Annotated in this window: 17 protein-coding genes and 1 pseudogene; 10 read left to right on the top strand and 8 right to left on the bottom strand. The window is 66.2% G+C overall.

The genetic code is table 11. The features are described 5' to 3' along the window. Window positions 1–43 precede the first annotated feature (43 nt). Window positions 44–808 carry an SDR family NAD(P)-dependent oxidoreductase gene (locus G6N43_RS11285; RefSeq protein ID WP_083154579.1) on the top strand — a complete coding sequence of 255 codons (765 nt, stop codon included), beginning with the start codon at window positions 44–46 and terminating at the stop codon, window positions 806–808. After that, window positions 805–1,551: an SDR family NAD(P)-dependent oxidoreductase gene (locus tag G6N43_RS11280; protein ID WP_179967996.1), complete on the top strand. Its 747-nt coding sequence runs from the start codon at window positions 805–807 to the stop codon at window positions 1,549–1,551. The genes G6N43_RS11285 and G6N43_RS11280 overlap by 4 nt, the downstream gene beginning before the upstream one ends. A gap of 108 nt (window positions 1,552–1,659) precedes the next feature. Here the strand turns inward: G6N43_RS11280 and G6N43_RS11275 are convergent, their stop codons facing one another. The 4 genes from G6N43_RS11275 to G6N43_RS11260 are packed head-to-tail and all read right to left on the bottom strand — an operon-like array spanning window position 1,660 to window position 5,700. After that, window positions 1,660–2,427 carry an enoyl-CoA hydratase/isomerase family protein gene (locus G6N43_RS11275; protein ID WP_083154576.1) on the bottom strand — a complete coding sequence of 256 codons (768 nt, stop codon included), beginning with the start codon at window positions 2,425–2,427 and terminating at the stop codon, window positions 1,660–1,662. Then, window positions 2,428–3,516: an acyl-CoA dehydrogenase family protein gene (locus G6N43_RS11270; protein WP_083154573.1), complete on the bottom strand. Its 1,089-nt coding sequence runs from the start codon at window positions 3,514–3,516 to the stop codon at window positions 2,428–2,430. It lies immediately after the preceding gene. After that, window positions 3,503–4,318, bottom strand: a complete 816-nt coding sequence (locus tag G6N43_RS11265; protein WP_083154571.1) for an acyl-CoA dehydrogenase family protein — start codon at window positions 4,316–4,318, stop codon at window positions 3,503–3,505. Before G6N43_RS11265 ends, G6N43_RS11270 begins: the two co-directional genes overlap by 14 nt. Then, window positions 4,303–5,700, bottom strand: a complete 1,398-nt coding sequence (locus G6N43_RS11260; protein ID WP_083154568.1) for a class I adenylate-forming enzyme family protein — start codon at window positions 5,698–5,700, stop codon at window positions 4,303–4,305. The genes G6N43_RS11265 and G6N43_RS11260 overlap by 16 nt, the downstream gene beginning before the upstream one ends. Window positions 5,701–5,815: 115 nt before the next feature. Between G6N43_RS11260 and G6N43_RS11255 the strand changes: the two genes are divergently transcribed. After that, the gene (locus G6N43_RS11255) at window positions 5,816–6,127 is read left to right on the top strand and encodes a 2Fe-2S iron-sulfur cluster-binding protein (RefSeq protein ID WP_083154565.1); all 312 of its coding nucleotides are present in this window, start codon (window positions 5,816–5,818) and stop codon (window positions 6,125–6,127) included. Here G6N43_RS11255 and G6N43_RS11250 read toward each other — a convergent pair. The 4 genes from G6N43_RS11250 to G6N43_RS11235 all read right to left on the bottom strand — a co-directional run bounded on the left by G6N43_RS11250 (window position 6,115) and on the right by G6N43_RS11235 (window position 10,196). Beyond that, entirely contained in the window at window positions 6,115–7,173 is a 1,059-nt protein-coding gene (locus G6N43_RS11250) for a CaiB/BaiF CoA transferase family protein (RefSeq protein ID WP_083154562.1), read from the bottom strand. The genes G6N43_RS11255 and G6N43_RS11250 overlap by 13 nt on opposite strands. Continuing rightward, window positions 7,170–8,126 carry an LLM class F420-dependent oxidoreductase gene (locus G6N43_RS11245; RefSeq protein ID WP_083154559.1) on the bottom strand — a complete coding sequence of 319 codons (957 nt, stop codon included), beginning with the start codon at window positions 8,124–8,126 and terminating at the stop codon, window positions 7,170–7,172. The genes G6N43_RS11250 and G6N43_RS11245 overlap by 4 nt, the downstream gene beginning before the upstream one ends. A gap of 67 nt (window positions 8,127–8,193) precedes the next feature. Beyond that, on the bottom strand, window positions 8,194–8,619 hold the full coding sequence (locus G6N43_RS11240) for a cobalamin B12-binding domain-containing protein (protein ID WP_083154556.1): 426 nt from the start codon (window positions 8,617–8,619) through the stop codon (window positions 8,194–8,196). After that, window positions 8,619–10,196: a methylmalonyl-CoA mutase family protein gene (locus G6N43_RS11235; protein ID WP_083154554.1), complete on the bottom strand. Its 1,578-nt coding sequence runs from the start codon at window positions 10,194–10,196 to the stop codon at window positions 8,619–8,621. Before G6N43_RS11235 ends, G6N43_RS11240 begins: the two co-directional genes overlap by 1 nt. 190 nt (window positions 10,197–10,386) lie before the next feature. On the opposite strand from G6N43_RS11235, the gene G6N43_RS11230 reads away from it, so the two are divergent. The 7 genes and pseudogenes from G6N43_RS11230 to G6N43_RS11200 form a co-directional block, all read left to right on the top strand. Continuing rightward, a complete protein-coding gene (locus G6N43_RS11230) occupies window positions 10,387–11,220 on the top strand; it encodes an SDR family oxidoreductase (RefSeq protein WP_083154551.1) in 834 nt (277 codons plus the stop codon). Next, entirely contained in the window at window positions 11,217–12,707 is a 1,491-nt protein-coding gene (locus tag G6N43_RS11225) for a class I adenylate-forming enzyme family protein (RefSeq protein WP_083154549.1), read from the top strand. Before G6N43_RS11230 ends, G6N43_RS11225 begins: the two co-directional genes overlap by 4 nt. 13 nt (window positions 12,708–12,720) lie before the next feature. Further along, window positions 12,721–13,023 (top strand): hypothetical protein, encoded by a 303-nt coding sequence (locus G6N43_RS11220; protein ID WP_083154546.1) that lies wholly within the window; start codon window positions 12,721–12,723, stop codon window positions 13,021–13,023. Between the two features lie 13 nt (window positions 13,024–13,036). Then, complete coding sequence (locus tag G6N43_RS11215; protein WP_083154543.1) at window positions 13,037–14,503, top strand: adenylate/guanylate cyclase domain-containing protein; 1,467 nt, start codon at window positions 13,037–13,039, stop codon at window positions 14,501–14,503. Between the two features lie 29 nt (window positions 14,504–14,532). Next, a complete protein-coding gene (locus tag G6N43_RS11210; protein ID WP_083154540.1) occupies window positions 14,533–15,342 on the top strand; it encodes a putative hydro-lyase in 810 nt (269 codons plus the stop codon). Beyond that, on the top strand, window positions 15,329–16,648 hold the full coding sequence (locus G6N43_RS11205; RefSeq protein WP_083154538.1) for an MFS transporter: 1,320 nt from the start codon (window positions 15,329–15,331) through the stop codon (window positions 16,646–16,648). Before G6N43_RS11210 ends, G6N43_RS11205 begins: the two co-directional genes overlap by 14 nt. 126 nt (window positions 16,649–16,774) lie before the next feature. Next, a pseudogene (locus G6N43_RS11200) lies at window positions 16,775–17,237 on the top strand (MFS transporter); the annotation flags it as partial. Window positions 17,238–17,302: the final 65 nt, after the last annotated feature.

Below are 17,302 nucleotides of genomic sequence, written 5' to 3'. Positions count from 1 at the left end.
ATTCTCTCAGTCCGAGAGTGCCAGTTGCAAGAAGGGGAACCACATGCAAATCGCAGGTAGCTCGGCGATTGTTGTCGGAGGTGCGGGCGGCCTCGGCGAGGCGACGGTCCGGCGCCTGCACGGTGCTGGTGCCAAGGTCGTCGTCGCAGACCTCAGCGACGACAAGGGCAAGAAGCTGGAGTCCGAGCTCGGAATCCGCTACGTGCCGACCGACGCCACCTCCGAGGAGTCAGTGCTGGCCGCGATCGCCGAGGCGGAGTCGCTCGGACCGCTGCGGATCTCGGTCGACACCCACGGCGGTCCCGCCGGCGGTGGTCGGCTGGTCGGCAAGGACGGCTCCCCGCTCGGCATGGACGCCTTCGAGACGACGATCAAGTATTACCTCACCGCGGTGTTCAACATCATGCGGCTGACCGCGGCGGCCATCGCCAAGACCGAGCCGCTCGAGGAGGGCGCCCGCGGCGTCATCGTCAACACCGCCTCGATCGCCGGCTACGAGGGACAGATCGGCCAGCTCCCCTACGCGGCCGCAAAGGGCGGCGTCATCGGTATGACGCTCAATGCCGCGCGTGACCTGTCGCCGCTGGGCATCCGCGTCGTCACCATCGCGCCCGGCACCATCAACACGCCGGCGTATGGCCAGGCCGCCGACCAGCTCGAGCAGTACTGGGGACCCCAGGTGCCGTTCCCGAAGCGGATGGGCCGGTCGACGGAATACGCGCTGCTCGCGCAGAGCATCATCGAGAACGACTACCTCAACGGCGAAATCATTCGCCTCGACGGAGCATTGCGGTTCCCACCGAAGTGAGCGGACCGCTGGAAGGCAAGGTGGCCTTCGTCGCCGGGGCCAGCCGCGGTATCGGTGCGACGATCGCCACCGCGCTGGCCCGCGAGGGTGCCGCGGTCGCCGTCGCGGCGCGTTCGGAGCAGGAGGGCAAGGTACCCGGCACGATTCACGCCGTCGCCGAGCGCATCACCTCGGCCGGCGGCCGGGCCCTACCGGTGCCCTGCGACGTCACCAGTGAGGTGTCGGTCGAGAATGCCGTCGCCGCAACGGTTTCGGAGTTCGGCGGCATCGACATCCTGATCGCGAACGCCGGCGTGCTGTGGCTCGGCCCGATCGAGTCAACGCCGCTGAAGCGGTGGCAGTTGTGCCTCAACGTCAACCTCACCGGCGTCTTCCTAGTGACGAAGGCCGTCATACCGCATGTGAAAGCGCGCGGCGGCGGTTCGCTGGTGGCGATCACCACGACCGGCGTCGGCATGATCGAGCACGGCGCCAATGCCTACTGGGTGTCCAAGGCGGGGGTCGAGCGGCTGTACCTCGGTTTGGCCGCAGACCTCAAGGCGGACAACATCGCCGTGAACTGCCTGAGCCCGTCGCGCGTCGTCCTCACCGAGGGATGGCAGGCCGGAGGCGGCGGCATGGAGATCCCGCCGGAGATGGTCGAGCCACCGGAGGCCATGGCCGACGCCGCGGTGCGGCTGGCCCAGCAGGACGCCGGCGGCATCACCGGCACCATCCAGCGCTCCGAAGAGCTCACCTTTTAACGGCGAGCTGGGCCCACGCGAAGCTGGGGAACGCGAAAACCCCCAAAATTGCTCGAAATTGGGGGTGTTGGCGTCTGCTCGCCGGGGCCCGGCTCGCGAGGGAATCCGCTACTTGTCCTTCGCGATCAGCCCGTCGACGATCTTGTTGAAGTCGGCGGTCCCGAACGACACATACTCGGACAGGTTCGCGTAGTCCAGCGACGCCATCACCGACTTCTCGAGTTGCAGGTTCATCAACCGCTTCGTGCTCTCGAGCGCCTGCTGCGGCAACTCCATGATCTTCTTCGCGCACGCGATCGCCTCGGCCAGCGGATCGGCGACGACATGGTTGGCCATCCCCAGCTCGAGCGCTCGCGCGGCCTTGATCCGAATCCCGGTGAACGCGAATTCCTTGGCGTGCAAAAGACTTATCTGCGACGGCCACACCAGCGGCCCACCGTCGGCGGCCACCAACCCGATCGACACGTGTGGATCGGCGAAGAATGCGTTCTCGGCCATGTAGACGATGTCCGACAGCGCCGCCAGGCTGCAGCCCAGGCCGACGGCCGGACCATTGACGGCCGCGATCACCGGGATGCGGCACCGCACCATCCCGATGACGAGGTCACGCCCGTGCTTGATCGTCTTCTGGCGCAGCGCTTCGTCGTTGCGCAGCTCGTCGAGGTAGTTGAAGTCGCCGCCGGCCGAAAAGGCCCGTCCCGCACCGGTGATCACCGCGGCCCGCGCGGAGGTGTCCTCGTTGAGCGCTTCCCAGATCTTGGCCAGCCCCACATGCAACGGGTCGTTGACCGCATTGAGTTCGTCGGGGCGGTTGAGCGTGATGATGCGCAGGCCACCATCGGCCTTGACATCGATCTCGTCCGGCATTCCGTACATCTAGACTCCTAATCCGAGAATCCGCGAAGCGATGATGTTCTTCTGAATCTGTGACGTTCCGCCCATCACGCTCTGCGCGCGGCTGTACATATAGGCGCCGAACAGTTCGGGATCACTGGTGCCGACGGTAGTCAGCGCCGCATGGCCGACGGACTGCTCGACCCAGGTCATCAGCAGCTTGTCCAGCGAGCCCTGCGGCCCGTGGGTCATGCCGTCGAGCTGTTCGGACAATCGTCTACGCACGTGTAACCTCAGCATCTCGGTCTGCACCCATGCCCATGCCAACTCTTCGGGTGGCGTGCCATCGACCCGGGATGCCAACTGGCGCACCAGTTTCCCGTATCGCGCGGAAAAGCCCAGCGTCGACGGCTCGCGCTCATGGCTGACGACCGTCATCGCGAGCTTCCAGCCCTCCCCGAGGCTGCCGACCAGGTTCTCGGCCGGCACCCGTGCGCCATCGAAGGTCACCTGACCGAATTCCTTTGTGACGCCGCTGATCATCTTCAGCGGCCGCTGCTGGACGCCGGGTTGGTGCATCGAGACGACGAACGCGGAGATACCTCGATGCTTCGGCACATCCTTGTCAGTCCTCGCGAGCAGCAGACACCAGTCGGCGACATCGGAGTAGCTGGTCCAGATCTTGTGGCCGTGGATCACGTAGTCGTCACCGTCGCGGGTGGCCGTCGTGGTCAGCGAGGCGAGATCGGAACCCGCGCCGGGCTCCGAGAAGCCCTGACACCACCGCTCGGTGCCGTTGATCATGCCGGGCAGGAAGCGTTGCTGCAGTTCCTTGCTCCCGTGATGGCCGAACGCGACGACCAGATACCCCAGGCTGGGGCGCGCCGGGGCGCCCGCCTTGGCGATCTCCTCGTCGACGATGACGTCGTACACCGGAGGTAGATCCTGGCCCCCGTACTCCTTCGGCCATGACGTGCCGAAGAAGCCGGCCTGGTACAGCGCCTGGTGCCAGGCGCCCTGAGCGGCCCAGTACTCGTCGCCCGACGTCGGGAACTTGCCCTTCTGGTCGATCAGCCAGGCGCGCAACCGTTCCCGGAATGCGGCTTCCTCCGGGGAATCACGGAAATCCAATGGTCAGCTCCTCCAGCTTGACGGGCCACGCCTCGGTAGCGGACAACACGCGCCGTAGGTAGACGTGGGCAAGGCATTCCCAGGTGTTGCCGATCCCGCCGTGGACCTGGATCGACGTCTCGCATACGGTCAATGCCGCACGCGCACAGTAGATCTTGGCCACCCGCGCCACTTCGATGGCCTCCGCGCTCGGCAGTTCGTCGACGGCCCACGCGGCGTGGCGCAGCACGCTGATCGATCCCTCGATAAGTGCGAGACTCTCGGCCAGCAGGTGACCGATCGCCTGATACGAGCCGATCGTCGCACCGTACTGCTCACGGACCTTGGCGTACTCGCACGCCAGGGTATGCGCACCGCGCGCGGCGCCCACCAGGTCGGCACACGTCACGGTCAGTGCAAGTGCCCGCCACCGACCGGCGTCCTCCTCCGTCAACTCACCCAGCTCGGCGGGCGAGTCGACCACTCCGGCAAGGCTTCTCGTCAGGTCGACGGTCTCGCGATCCACCAAAGCGGCCGTCGGTGAGCGCCCGAGCGCACGCCGCAGGTCGTCGGTGAGCACCGGTCCGATGAACGGCACATCGACCAGGCCGCGTGCGAATTCCTCGGCGACGATGGCCACCTCGACGCCGGATGCGCCGTCGGAGCGCAGCGTGCGAAACCCGGTGTCCTCGACGGCCTTCTCCAGCCGGACACGCCGGCTCTCGTCGTCGAGATCGGCGACCGAACCCGGACCGAGATCGTCGGCGAGCTTGGCCGCGGCGTCGCGCAGCTGTTGCTGTTCACTTGTCAGACGGACGTCCACAGACGCTCCTTCAACACTCGACGCAATACCTTTCCCGATGGCAGACGCGGTATTTCGTCTACGAATGTGATTTGACTGGGTCGCTTGTATGAGGCAAGCCGATCACCGATGAGGGCCGTGAGCTCCTGGGCGTCGACAGCGCCGGATGCCTTCACGGCGGCGACGATCGCCTCGCCGTTCGCGGCATCGGGCACTCCGAACACTGCGCAATCCTCCACCGCCGGATGGCCGTGCAGCACCGCTTCGATTTCGGCGGGTGCGACCTGAAAGCCGCGCACCTTGATCATCTCCTTCGAGCGGTCGGTGATCCGCAGCCAGCCGTCGGCGTCGAGGTACCCGACGTCGCCGGTCCGGTACCAGCCATCCGAAAATGCCTCGGGGGTCGCCGAATCCGGCAGATACCCGGCCATCACGGAGTCGGAGCGAACCTGTATCTCCCCGGGTTCTCCCGGCGCCACCACCATGCCGATGTCCAGGGAGACCACTCGCAGCTCGACACCCGGTACGGGGCGCCCCACGGTGTCGAGACGGGCACCGGTGAGCTCGTTGCACGAGATCACCGGCAGCTCACTGGCGCCGTATGCAGTCACCCAGGTCACCCCCGTCCTGCGCGTGACGACGTCGGCAACGCTCTCGGTGACCGGGGTGGCACACCACATCACATATCGCAGCGAGGACAGGTCGTACTTCTCCAGGTCGGGATGGGCCGCCAACGCCAACGCGATCGGTGCCACGGCCATCTCGATGGTGATCCGGTCGGATTCGATGTGCCGCAGCATCTGGTCGATGTCGAACCGGCTGTGCAGCCGAATCCAGGTGCCGGTGTCGAGTGCCATTGCGATGTTCAGCAGCCCGAGGATGTGCGAGGGCGGCGTCATGATCTGCATGCGATCCGCGGCGGACAGGCCCAACGCGTCGCGCCAGTGCCGCACCGCCACCGCGAACGACGCGTGCGTATGCCGCACGGCCTTAGGCATACCGGTGGTGCCGGAGCTGAAGACGAAGAGCGCATCGGACTCGGGCGCCGGTGGTTCAGCGGACCGAGGGCCAGGCGTGATCGGCTGATCCAGCGACAGCATCGGCATGAGTTCGGCGAGCACCGGATGGTCGCCGACGGCATAGCTGGGCTTGGTCAGCGTGAGCGCATGCTCGACCTCGGTGCGCTTCCACGCCGGGCTCAGCAGGACCGCCGATGCGCCGAGCAGCCAGAGTGCCCGCAGCGCGACGACGAATTCGGGGCGATTGGACGACATGAGCGCGACCCGGTCGCCCCGCCTTACGCCGTGCTGTTCGAGGGTGGTGGCCATGCCGCCGGCCAGGGCGTCGAGTTCGGACAGCGTGTACTCACGCTCCTCGAAAGCGAGCGCGATCGCCTCACCCACAGCCTGTCCTCACTCGCCGCTGCCGTCCGTCATGACGCGAATTTGAGAATAGCGTATCATTAAACGAGAATGGTATTCTCGCTTTGACAGAACCAATGTGTCAGGAGAGAGGCTTGTGACGGCAGAACCGGCGCCGAGCTCACCCGCCGACGACGGGCAAGTGACCATCGTGCTCGATCGGAAGACGGTATCGGTGCGACGGGTGCCCAACGAGACTCTCCTGGAAAGCGCCAGGCGCGCGGGTCTCGCTCCCCCGTTCTCGTGCGAAGCAGGCAACTGCGGCACGTGCATGGGCAAGCTCGTCGAAGGTAAAGCCACCATGCGTGTCAACGACGCGCTGGACGAGGACGAGGTCGAGGAGGGATACATCCTGACCTGCCAAGCGGTTCCGGACACGGATTCGATCAGCTTCACCTACGACGACTGACCCGTCGACGAGGCGTGTTCGTCGATGCGCGGCGCCGGACGGTATTCGGGGTCATACCCGTCGATATGAATCGGGCTGCCTACCAACCGGAAATCCCCTGCGGTGACGATGACTTCGGGTGTCTCCTCCAACGCTTCGGGCAGCGTGCGCACGGCGGCGGAGGGAATCCCCAGCGGCCGCAGCCTGGCCTCCCAGCCCTTCGCAGTGTCAGTGGCGAGGGCGGCGGCGACGACGGCAAGCACCTCTTCGCGGCGGGCTGCGCGCTCGGCCATCGTCGTGAAGCCCTCGATCCCGGCCTCCGCGGCGAACGACTTCCAGAACGCGTCGTGCGTGATGAACAGCGCGAGAAATCCGTCGGCGGTCAAGAACAGCTGCGCCGGAACGTAATACGAGTGTGCTCCGTACGGGTACCGCTGCGGTGCCGCGCCGTCGTTCAGATAGGCCGACGCCCGGTAGTTCAGCTGCGACAGCATCACGTCCCGCAGCGAGACGTCCACCTGTCCCCCACGCCCCGACACGATCTGCGCGAGCAGGCCGAGCGCCGCCGCGAGTCCGGTCGAGTTGTCGGCCGATGAATAACCGGGCAGGGTCGGCGGATCGTCGGGGTTGCCCGTCATCGCCGCGACGCCCGTCGCCGCCTGGATGACATAGTCGAACGCCGGATTATCGCCGCCGTTCAACCCGAACCCGGTCAGCGCGACGCACACGATGCGGTCGTTGAACTGTCGCAGTGCGTCGTAGGTGAGTCCCAGTCGCTTGATCGCCGACGGCTTCATATTCACCAGCAGCGCATGCGAATTCGCGACGAGTTCACCGAGGCGCTCACGTCCTTCATCCGACCGCAGATCCAGGACGATGCTCTGCTTGTTGCGGTTGATGCTCGCGAAGTAGCTGTCACCGACCTGTCGCGAGATCTCGCCGCCCGGGGGTTCGATCTTGATGACCTCAGCGCCGAGATCGGCAAGCAGCATGGTCGCGTACGGGCCTGCGAGCATGACGCCGACCTCGAGGATCCGGATGCCGGCCAGGGGTCCGGCTTGGCTCACCGCACGGCCTTGGCGAGTTCGGCGATCACCTCGCGGGTGCGGTATTTCGAGGCGATCAGTTGGTCGCGGTTCTCGCCGATCGGCAGCAGGCGGACCGACAGGTCGGTCACTCCCGCGTCGGCGAACTGGCGGAAGCGCGCGAGGATCGCCTCCTCGTCGCCCGCCGCGGTGAGGTCGCCGACATCACGTGCGTCGCCGCGATCCAGCAACCGCTGATAGTTCGGCGACGTCTCCGCCTCGGCCAGGATCCGGTTGGCCCGCTCCTTGGCGGCCTCGATCTCCGAGTTGGCGCACAGGCACACCGGGATGCCCGCGACGATCCGTGGAGCCTGACGCCCCGCGTTGTCCGCGGCCTTGGTGATGCGCGGCGCGATGTGCTCACCGATCGCACGTTCGTCGGCCATCCACAACACCGTGCCGTCGGCGAGTTCGCCTGCGATCTGCAGCATTACCGGCCCGAGCGCGGCCACCAGAACGGGCATCGGCTGGTCGGCGCCCAGGACGGTCGGGTTGTGCACGGTGAAGGTGTCGTTCTCCACGTCGACGTCGCCGGGGCCGGCGATCGCGGCGTTGAGCACCTCGAGATAGTCGCGGGTGTATGCGGCCGGCTTCTCGTAGGGGATGCCGAGCATGTCGCGGACGATCCAGTGGTGCGACGGCCCGACGCCGAGCGCCAGTCGTCCTCCGGTGCCCGCATGGATGGACAGAGCCTGACGCGCCAACGCGATCGGATGCTGCGCCTGCAGCGGCACCACGGCGGTCCCCAATTCGATTCGCGACGTGCGCGAACCCATTAGCGAGACCATCGTCAGGCAGTCGAAATCGTTGGGCACCTGCGGCATCCACGCGGTATCCAGGCCCGCGGCTTCGGCCCACTCGATGTCCTCGAGCAGCTTCTTCACCTTGCGCGCCATATCGCCGCGCTCGGCGCCGATCATCACGCCCAGTCTCATGACGGGTCCACCTTCTGTAGCGTCAGCGCCGGGACATATCGCAGCCAGCGCACGTTCGCTGAATACGTCACCGGTTCGCCTTCTCGGTCAACGCCCGAACGTCGCGCACCAGGGTGTCCAGCGGTGTCCCGGTGGGGAATACCGCAGCGGCGCCCGCGTCGAGCAGTTTCTGCACGTCGGCTTCCGGGATCGTGCCGCCCACCACGACGGCGATGTCGCCGGCGTCGGCGGCGCGCAACGCGTCGACCGTTCGCTTCGTCAACGCCACATGGGCACCGGACAGAATCGAAAGCCCCACCAGCGCAACGTCTTCCTGCAGTGCAATGGACACGATGTCCTCGATGCGCTGACGGATCCCGGTGTAAATGACCTCGAAGCCGGCATCGCGCAGCGTGCGTGCCACGATCTTGGCGCCGCGGTCGTGACCGTCCAGACCTGGCTTGGCGACCAGGACCCGCGCCGGACTCCCCTGTGCGGCAACAGAATCAGACACTAGAACACCACCGGCTGCTGGAACTCGCCCCACACCGACTTCAGGGTCGACACCATCTCCCCGACCGTGCAATAGGCGTTGGCACAGTCGATCAGCTTGTGCATGAGGTTGTCATCCCCCTCTGCGGCGCGTGACAGCGCCGCCAGCGTTTCCTTGACGGCGACCCCGTCCCGCTCGGCCTTGACCTTCGCCAGGCGCTTCAGTTGCAGATCGCGTCCCTCGGCGTCGAGTTCGTAGGTGGCGATCTCCGGCGGCGGCTCGTCGACGACGAACTTGTTGACGCCGACCACCGGGCGCTCACCGGATTCGACCTCCTGATGGATCTTGAAGGCCTCGTCGGCGATCAGACCCTGGAGATAGCCGTCCTCGATGCAGCGCACCATGCCGCCGTGCTGTTCGAGGTCGTGCATGATCTCGATGATCTTCTTCTCGGTGGCGTCGGTGAGCGCCTCGACGAAATACGACCCACCCAGCGGATCGGCCACCTTCGCGACCCCGGTCTCGTACGCCAGGATCTGCTGGGTGCGCAGCGCCAGCGTCGCCGACTCCTCACTGGGCAACGCGAACGGCTCGTCCCAGGCGGCGGTGAACATCGACTGCACACCGCCGAGCACCGAGGCCAGCGCCTCGTAGGCGACGCGGACCAGGTTGTTCTGCGCCTGCGGCGCGTACAGCGACGCCCCGCCGGACACGCAGCCGAACCGGAACATCGACGCCTTGTCGCTGCTCGCGCCGTAGCGTTCGCGCACGATGGTGGCCCAGCGGCGACGACCCGCCCGGTACTTGGCGATCTCCTCGAAGAAGTCGCCGTGGGTATAGAAGAAGAACGAGATCTGCGGGGCGAACTTGTCGATGGTCATCCGGCCGCGCTCGACGACGGTGTCGCAGTAGGTGACTCCGTCGGCGAGGGTGAACGCCATCTCCTGGACGGCGTTCGCGCCGGCGTCGCGGAAGTGCGCGCCGGCGACCGAGATCGCGTTGAACCGTGGGACCTCGGCGGCGCAGAACTCGATGGTGTCGGCGATCAGTCGCAGCGATGGCTCCGGCGGCCAGATCCAGGTGCCGCGCGACGCGTACTCCTTGAGGATGTCGTTCTGGATCGTGCCGGTCAGCTTCTCCCGCGGCACACCTTTCTTCTCCGCGGCCGCGACATAGAAGGCCAACAGGATCGCCGCGGTGCCGTTGATGGTGAAGCTGGTGCTGATCTTGTCCAGCGGAATACCGTCGAAAAGGATCTCGGCATCGGCCAGCGTGTCGACCGCAACCCCGACCCGGCCGACCTCCTCGCCGTACTCGGCGTCGTCGGAGTCGTAGCCGCACTGCGTGGGCAGATCGAGCGCCACCGACAACCCCGTGCCGCCCTGGTCCAGCAGGTAGCGGTAGCGACGGTTGGATTCCTCGGCGGTGCCGAAACCCGAGTATTGGCGGAACGTCCACAGCTTGCCGCGGTACCCGCTCGCGAAGTTGCCGCGCGTGAAGGGGTAGGCGCCAGGTGCCGGCGGCTCACCGCGTAGGTCTTCCGGTCCGTATACGGGCTGGAGCGGGATGCCGGAGGGGGTCTGTACAGGCTCGGTCATCACTCGATAACGTACTTGCAAAAAATGAGAATGCCAATACCGCACGCCGCAAACATGCAGTCAGCGGGACCGATAGCGGCCGCCAGAACGCGATTGAAGGCCCGGTAAACAGCGATTATGGCACTTGCCTAGAATGAGAACGCCACTACCAGTCCGGTAGAATCCGGGCACTGCGCATCCAAGGAGGCCCATGACGAGCCCAGCACCGTTCACCGATCGCACGCTGGTGGTGTCCGGCGGCAGCCGCGGCATCGGCCTGGCGATCGCCCTGGGCGCGGCAAAGCAGGGTGCAAACGTCGTACTTCTGGCGAAAACGTCCGAACCCCACCCCAAGCTGCCCGGCACCGTGCATACCGCCGTGGCCGACGTGGAGGCCGCGGGCGGTAAGGGCGTCGCGGTCGTCGGCGACGTGCGCAAGGAAGAGGATGTACAGCGCGCGGTGGACGCGGCGGTCGAACACTTCGGCGGCGTCGACGTCGTCATCAACAACGCCAGCGCCATCGCGACCGAACCGACCGAGGAACTGGCCGCCAAGAAGTTCGACCTGATGATGGACATCAACGTCCGCGGCACGTTCCTGCTGACCAAGGCGGCGCTGCCGCACCTGCGCAAGTCGCCCAACGCACACGTCATCACGCTGGCGCCCCCGCTGAACATGAACCCGCACTGGCTGGGCGCGCATCCGTCCTACACGTTGTCGAAGTACGGGATGACGCTGCTGTCGCTGGGTTGGGCGGCTGAGTACGCCGATTCCGACATCGGATTCAGCTGCCTGTGGCCAGAGACGTACATCGCGACGGCCGCGGTCGCCAACGCGCCCGGTTTCAAGGAGAATCTGGCCCGGTCACGCGATCCGCAGATCATGGGCGATGCCGCGGTGGCAATCCTGTCCCGGCCCGCCGCGGAGGTCAACGGGAAGTGCTTCATCGACGTCGAAGCGCTGGCATCGGCGGGCATCACCGATTTGTCCAGCTACGGCGGTGGCGACGACCCCATCCTTGATATCTTCGTCGACAAACCATGAGCATTTCACTGCTGCTGGAGATGGCAGCCTCCACAAACCCGGACCGCACGGCTGTGGTGTCCGGCGAGATGCGGCTCACCTCAGCCGAACTGAGCGAGCTGGCCGACGGCGGTGCGGGTGTCATCACCGCGGCAGGCACCTCGCATGTGGCCTACGTCGGGCTGGGTGGCGCGATGCTGCCCCTGTTGCTGTTCTCCTCGGCGCGCGCGGGCGCAGCCTTCACACCGCTCAACTATCGGCTGAGCGCCGACGGTCTGCGCGAGCTCATCGACCGCCTGCCGCAACCGCTCGTGGTCGCCGACGCTCAGTACCTCGACGTCGTCGTGGGCGCAGGCAAGCAGGTCATCAGCTCTGACGAGTTCGTCGCCTCCGCCCGCACCGCCGAACCGGCCGCTGAGTTCGCCGACCCCGACGACGTCGGGGTGGTGCTGTTCACGTCGGGTACCACCTCGCGGCCCAAAGCCGTTGAGCTGACCCACAACAACCTGACCAGCTACATCACCGGGACGGTCGAGTTCGACGGTGCCGAGCCCACCGATGCGGCGTTGATCTGCGTGCCGCCGTACCACATCGCGGGGGTCAGCGCGGCACTGTCGAACCTCTATGCCGGCCGAAAGATGGTGTACCTGCCGCAGTTCGACGCCGCCGAATGGGTGCGTTTGGTGCGCGACGAGGGCGTCACCTCCGCGACCGTCGTGCCGACGATGCTCGACCGCATCGTCTCGGCGCTCGAAGCGGAGCCAGTCGAGTTGCCCACCCTGCGCAACCTGGCCTACGGCGGATCGAAGGTCGCACTTCCGTTGGTGCGCAAAGCACTTGGGCTGCTGCCCGACGTCGGTTTCGTCAACGCCTACGGTCTGACCGAAACGAGTTCGACGATCGCGGTGCTCGGTCCGGACGATCACCGCGCAGCAATGGCCTCCTCCGACGAGTCGGTCATTCGGCGCCTCGGCTCCGTCGGCCAGCCGGTCCCAGGGGTCGAGGTACAGATCCGCAGTGAGGCCGGTGAGGTCCTCGGCCCCGGCGAGACAGGTGAGCTTTTCGTGCGCGGCGAGCAGGTGTCGGGCCGCTATGCAGAGATCGGGTCCGTGCTCGACGCCGAGGGCTGGTTCCCCACCAAGGACATCGCCATGCTCGACGAGGAGGGGTACCTGTTCATCGGCGGCCGCTCCGACGACACGATCATCCGCGGCGGCGAGAACATCGCGCCCGCGGAGATCGAGGACGTCCTCGTCGAGCACCCGCTGGTACGGGACTGCGCGGTCGTGGGCCCCGAGGATCCCCAGTGGGGCCAGATCATCGTCGCGGTGGTCGTCCCGGATGGCGATTCCACCCCTGATCCCGACGAACTGCGTGAGCACGTGCGCGCGCACCTGCGGGGGTCACGTACGCCCGACCGCGTGGTATTCAGGAACGAACTGCCGACCAACGCGACCGGCAAGGTGCTGCGTCGCGAGCTGGTTCAAGAACTGACAGCCTCGAATTAACAAGGAGCCGAACATGATCAAGAACGGCACGCGACTGCAGAGCCAGGTCTGCGACACCCAGGTGATCGTGGTGCGCAGCAGCGACAGCCTCGACGACCTGCGCGCGGGTGGGGTCCCGATGGTGCCGCTCGACAGTCAGAAAGATCCCGACGTCACGATCGATCCGGCCTTCTCCGACGGCAACGCGATGGGTAAGCGCTACGTCGACGAGTCCGGGGCCGAGGTGCTCGTGACCAAGGCCGGCGCAGGCACCCTGTCCGTCGGCACCACCCCACTGTCGCTCAAGGAAGCCAAGCCGCTGCCCGCGAGCGACTGATACCTTCGGCCATGTGAAGCCCCGCAGGCTGCTCATTCGGTATGCCGCCGGGCTGACGTTCGCGTACCTGCTGACGACGGCCGAGGTCGGTGCGCTCGTCATCTCCCTCACCGGCCGCGGCAGAGCCACGTCTGCGATCGCTTACGGCGCCGTGGCGGTGATCATCGTCGGAACCGCGATCGTCGCGGTCGGGGCCGTCCTCATCATCGCGCCGACGCTGCGATGGCTGGGGATCCGTGAGCCAACGGACGCCGAGCGACGGTCGGCGCTGAAGATCATGCGGTGGCAATCGGCGATCACCGTGGCACCGTGGATCGTCGGCGCCGCTGTCATGGTTCCGTTGAACCTCGGCGCGCCGATCGAGCTCCAAGTGGTGATCATCTCGGCCATCCTGTTCGGTGCCATCGCCACGGTATGCACCGGCTTCCTGTTCACGCTGCGCGCCCTGCGCCCACTACTCGCAGGTCTGACAAGGGATTTCAGCGAGATCACCCCGACAACGGCTCCTGGCGTACGGGCCAGGATGCTGATCATGTGGGCCGTCTGCATAGCGCTTCCCGGCGTGGCCATCGCCTCACTGCTGACGATGCGGGCGAACGGATGGTTCATCCAGAAGACCACCCAGATAGAGCTCGCACTGCTGGTGCTCGCCCTCGTCGCGGTGGTCCTCGGGCTTCGGGCGATGATTCTGGTGTCCATTTCGATCTCAGATCCGCTGCGGGAGGTCGTCGAAGCCATGGCCGAGGTCGAGCGCGGCGAGATCGACAGAACGCTCGACGTCTACGAGTGGTCCGAAATCGGGCGGCTGCAAAGCGGATTCAACCGCATGGTCGCCGGATTGCGTGAACGTGAACGGCTGCGTGATCTGTTCGGCCGCCACGTCGGCGAAGAGGTGGTGCGCCGCGCCATCGACGAGAACGAAACGTTGTCTGGTGACGAGCGAAACGTCGCAGTTCTGTTCATCGACCTGGTCGGCTCGACGCAACTGGCGGCGACACGTGAACCACATGAGGTCGCGGCCGTGCTCAACGAGTTCTTTCGGATGGTCGTCGATCACGTCGACGCGAACAGCGGGCTGGTCAACAAGTTCCAGGGTGATGCGGTGCTCGCCGTGTTCGGTGCACCGCTACGGACGGACGATCCCGCTTCGGCGGCGCTGGCGACCGCGCGCAGTCTCGCCGTCGAACTGCGCAGACTCCCTGTCGATTTCGGCATCGGCGTCTCCGCGGGACCGGTGTTCGCAGGCAACATCGGCGCAGAGAACCGATACGAATACACCGTCGTCGGCGACGCCGTCAACGAGGCCGCGCGGCTTGCCGACCTTGCGAAAGAGCATGCCGGCCGAGTGCTGTGCTCCGGCACCGCGATCGAGCAGGCCGCCGAAACCGAGCGTGCGCACTGGGTCGCGCAAGGTTCCGAGGTCCTACGCGGGCGTTCGGTCCCGACGGAGATCTCCGCCCCAGCGCGGCCTGCAGGTTAGGGCCTGGGCGCAAGCGGGAATGCACATGTATGACCTTGCGGGCTGCGCAGACCCCTGCCGCCGAACGGCTGCGCATTCGGGCGGGCGAGCACACCGGTCCGACGAGTGGGCTCGCGCCGGGTTTCGCGCAGGCCAACCTCGCGATTCTGCCCGCTGACGACTCGCTCGACTTCCTGCGGTTCTGCGTACGCAACCCGAAGCCGTGCCCACTTCTCGAGGTGACCGACAGGGGGTCGCCGCACCCCACGGCTCTCGCCCCCGATGCCGACCTGCGCACCGACCTGCCGCGCTATCGGGTGTTCCGGGACGGTCAGCTCATCAGCGAACCGACCGACATCACCGACTACTGGCGCGCGGATCTGGTGGCGTTCCTGCTGGGGTGCTCGTTCACGTTCGAATGGGCGCTGGCCGCTGCCGGGCTGCCGATCGCGCATCAAGTGCAGGGCGTCAACGTGCCGATGTACGTCACCAATCGGCGCTGCAGTCCCGCGGGAGCGTTCGACGGGCCTTTGGTGGTGTCGATGCGACCGTTCCCTCCCGACGCCTTTCCGCAAGTCATCGAGATTTCCGCACGTTTTCCCGTGATGCATGGCGCACCGGTACACATCGGCGACCCGACCGAGATCGGGATCGACGACCTTGCGGCACCGGATTTCGGCGACGCGGTACGCGTCGGTGTCGATGAGGTACCGGTCTTCTGGGCCTGTGGGGTGACCCCGCAGGCTGTCGCCATCGAGGCACGGCCTTCACTCGCGATCTTCCATGCGCCGGGCCACATGTTCGTCACCGATAGACGACACGTCGACTTCGACATCAAGGAGAGCCATGACCGTCCATGAGGCACCCCACCGGCGACGCGACAGTGACCCAAAGATGGTCCGAAAAGCGGTGCGCGGCGCCGCAATCGGTAACACCGTGGAGTGGTACGACTTCGCGATCTATAGCACGCTGGCGACATACATCGCCGACAAGTTCTTCCCCTCCGGCGACGAGACCGCGGCACTGCTGAGCACGTTCGCCGTCTTCGCCGCCGCGTTCTTCATGCGACCGCTCGGCGGGTTTTTCTTCGGCCCCCTCGGCGACCGGATCGGCCGACAACGGGTGCTGGCACTCGTCATCCTCCTGATGTCGGGCTCGACGTTCGTCATCGGCCTCGTGCCCAGCTACGACTCCATCGGCGTCGCAGCACCCCTGCTGCTGTTGTTCCTCCGCTGCGTCCAGGGCTTCTCTGCGGGCGGCGAATACGGCAGCGGCGCGTGCTATCTCGCCGAGTTCGCACCCGACAAGCACCGCGGCTTCGTCGTGTCGTTCCTGGTGTGGTCGGTCGTCGTCGGCTTTCTGCTGGGTTCGTTAACGGTCACCGGGCTGGAAACGTTGCTGTCCACAAGCGCAATGGAGTCCTATGGCTGGCGGATCCCCTTCCTCATCGCCGGTGTGTTGGGCGTGGTGGGTCTCTACATCCGGCTGCGGCTCGGGGATACCCCAGAGTTCGAGACGTTGCGCGACGAGGGCGAAGTCGCGTCCTCGCCCCTGCGCGAGGCGCTCACGACGTCGTGGCGGCCGATCCTGCAGATCGCAGGTCTGGTGGTGATTCACAACGTCGGGTTCTATGTCGTCTTCACCTACCTGCCAACGTATTTCACGAAGACGCTCGAGTTCACCAAGACGAATGCCTTCGTCTCGATCACCATCGCCAGCATCGTCGCGATCATCCTCATCCCGCCGCTGGGCGCGCTGTCGGACCGTATCGGCCGAAAACCTCTGCTGATCGCTGGGGCGGTCGGATTCGCGGTGTTCGCCTATCCGCTGTTCATGTTGCTCAACGCCGGATCGCTCGCCACCGCCATCAGCGCGCATGCGGGACTGGCCGCCATCGAGGCGGTGTTCGTCTCCGCGTCGTTGGCAGCCGGCGCGGAACTGTTCACCACCCGGGTGCGCTCGAGCGGTTATTCGATCGGATACAACGTGTCCGTCGCCCTGTTCGGCGGCACGGCACCGTACGTGGCGACCTGGCTCGTGGACCGGACCGGCAACGTGACCGCACCCGCCTACTACGTCATCGCCGCGGCGATCATCACCCTCGCCACCGTGATGACCATGCGGGAAACGGCCGCTCAGCCGCTGCGGCATACGGTGCGCACATAACGCACGCGAGATAGCTCCGTAGTGCCGTCGCAGGATTGCCGTTTCTGCCTTTGCTTTCCCGCGAAACTGCGCGCTCGACGGGACACGCGCGCCGTCGAGGACCGCGAGGGACTCAAGGGACCGGACATGTCGACACCGAAACGGGCCACCTCTCCGCTGCGGGTGGCAGTGGCGAGCTTCATCGTCACCACGGTCGAGTTCTACGACTTCCTCATCTACGGCACCGCGGCAGCGCTGGTGTTCCCGAACTGTTCTTCCCCAACGTGTCACCGGCCTCGGGGCTGTTGTTGTCGTTCGCGACGTTCGGGTCGGCTTCGTCGCACGGCGCTGGGCGGAATCGTGTTCGGCCACTTCGGCGACCGCGTCGGGCGCAAGCATATGCTCGTCTACTCGCTGCTCATCACGGGTATCGCCACGGTGCTGATGGGCCTGCTGCCCACCTACTCCCACATCGGGCTGGCCGCCCCTATCCTGTTGACACTCTTGCGTCTTGCGCAGGGGTTCGCGGTCGGTGGCGAGTGAGGCGGCGCCACGCTCATGGCGGTCGAACACGCGTCAGCGGAACGCAAGGGACTGTACGGGGCGCTATACACCGCGACGAAGACGAGTAACTCGATCGTCGCCTATCTCGTTGCGGTGTCGGTTATCTCCGCG

The organism is Mycolicibacterium moriokaense (assembly GCF_010726085.1).
GTDB classification, from domain to species: domain Bacteria; phylum Actinomycetota; class Actinomycetes; order Mycobacteriales; family Mycobacteriaceae; genus Mycobacterium; species Mycobacterium moriokaense.
This window is presented reverse-complemented; position numbering and strand designations above follow the sequence as displayed.

What these genes read in the sequence shown, in the direction of transcription:
- G6N43_RS11285 (WP_083154579.1), top strand. Translation starts at nt 44, where the DNA reads ATGCAAATCGCAGGTAGCTCGGCGATTGTTGTCGGAGGTGCGGGCGGC.
- G6N43_RS11275 (WP_083154576.1), bottom strand. Translation starts at nt 2,427, where the DNA reads ATGTACGGAATGCCGGACGAGATCGATGTCAAGGCCGATGGTGGCCTG.
- G6N43_RS11245 (WP_083154559.1), bottom strand. Translation starts at nt 8,126, where the DNA reads ATGAGACTGGGCGTGATGATCGGCGCCGAGCGCGGCGATATGGCGCGC.
- G6N43_RS11235 (WP_083154554.1), bottom strand. Translation starts at nt 10,196, where the DNA reads ATGACCGAGCCTGTACAGACCCCCTCCGGCATCCCGCTCCAGCCCGTA.
- G6N43_RS11230 (WP_083154551.1), top strand. Translation starts at nt 10,387, where the DNA reads ATGACGAGCCCAGCACCGTTCACCGATCGCACGCTGGTGGTGTCCGGC.
- G6N43_RS11225 (WP_083154549.1), top strand. Translation starts at nt 11,217, where the DNA reads ATGAGCATTTCACTGCTGCTGGAGATGGCAGCCTCCACAAACCCGGAC.
- G6N43_RS11220 (WP_083154546.1), top strand. Translation starts at nt 12,721, where the DNA reads ATGATCAAGAACGGCACGCGACTGCAGAGCCAGGTCTGCGACACCCAG.
- G6N43_RS11210 (WP_083154540.1), top strand. Translation starts at nt 14,533, where the DNA reads ATGACCTTGCGGGCTGCGCAGACCCCTGCCGCCGAACGGCTGCGCATT.
- G6N43_RS11205 (WP_083154538.1), top strand. Translation starts at nt 15,329, where the DNA reads ATGACCGTCCATGAGGCACCCCACCGGCGACGCGACAGTGACCCAAAG.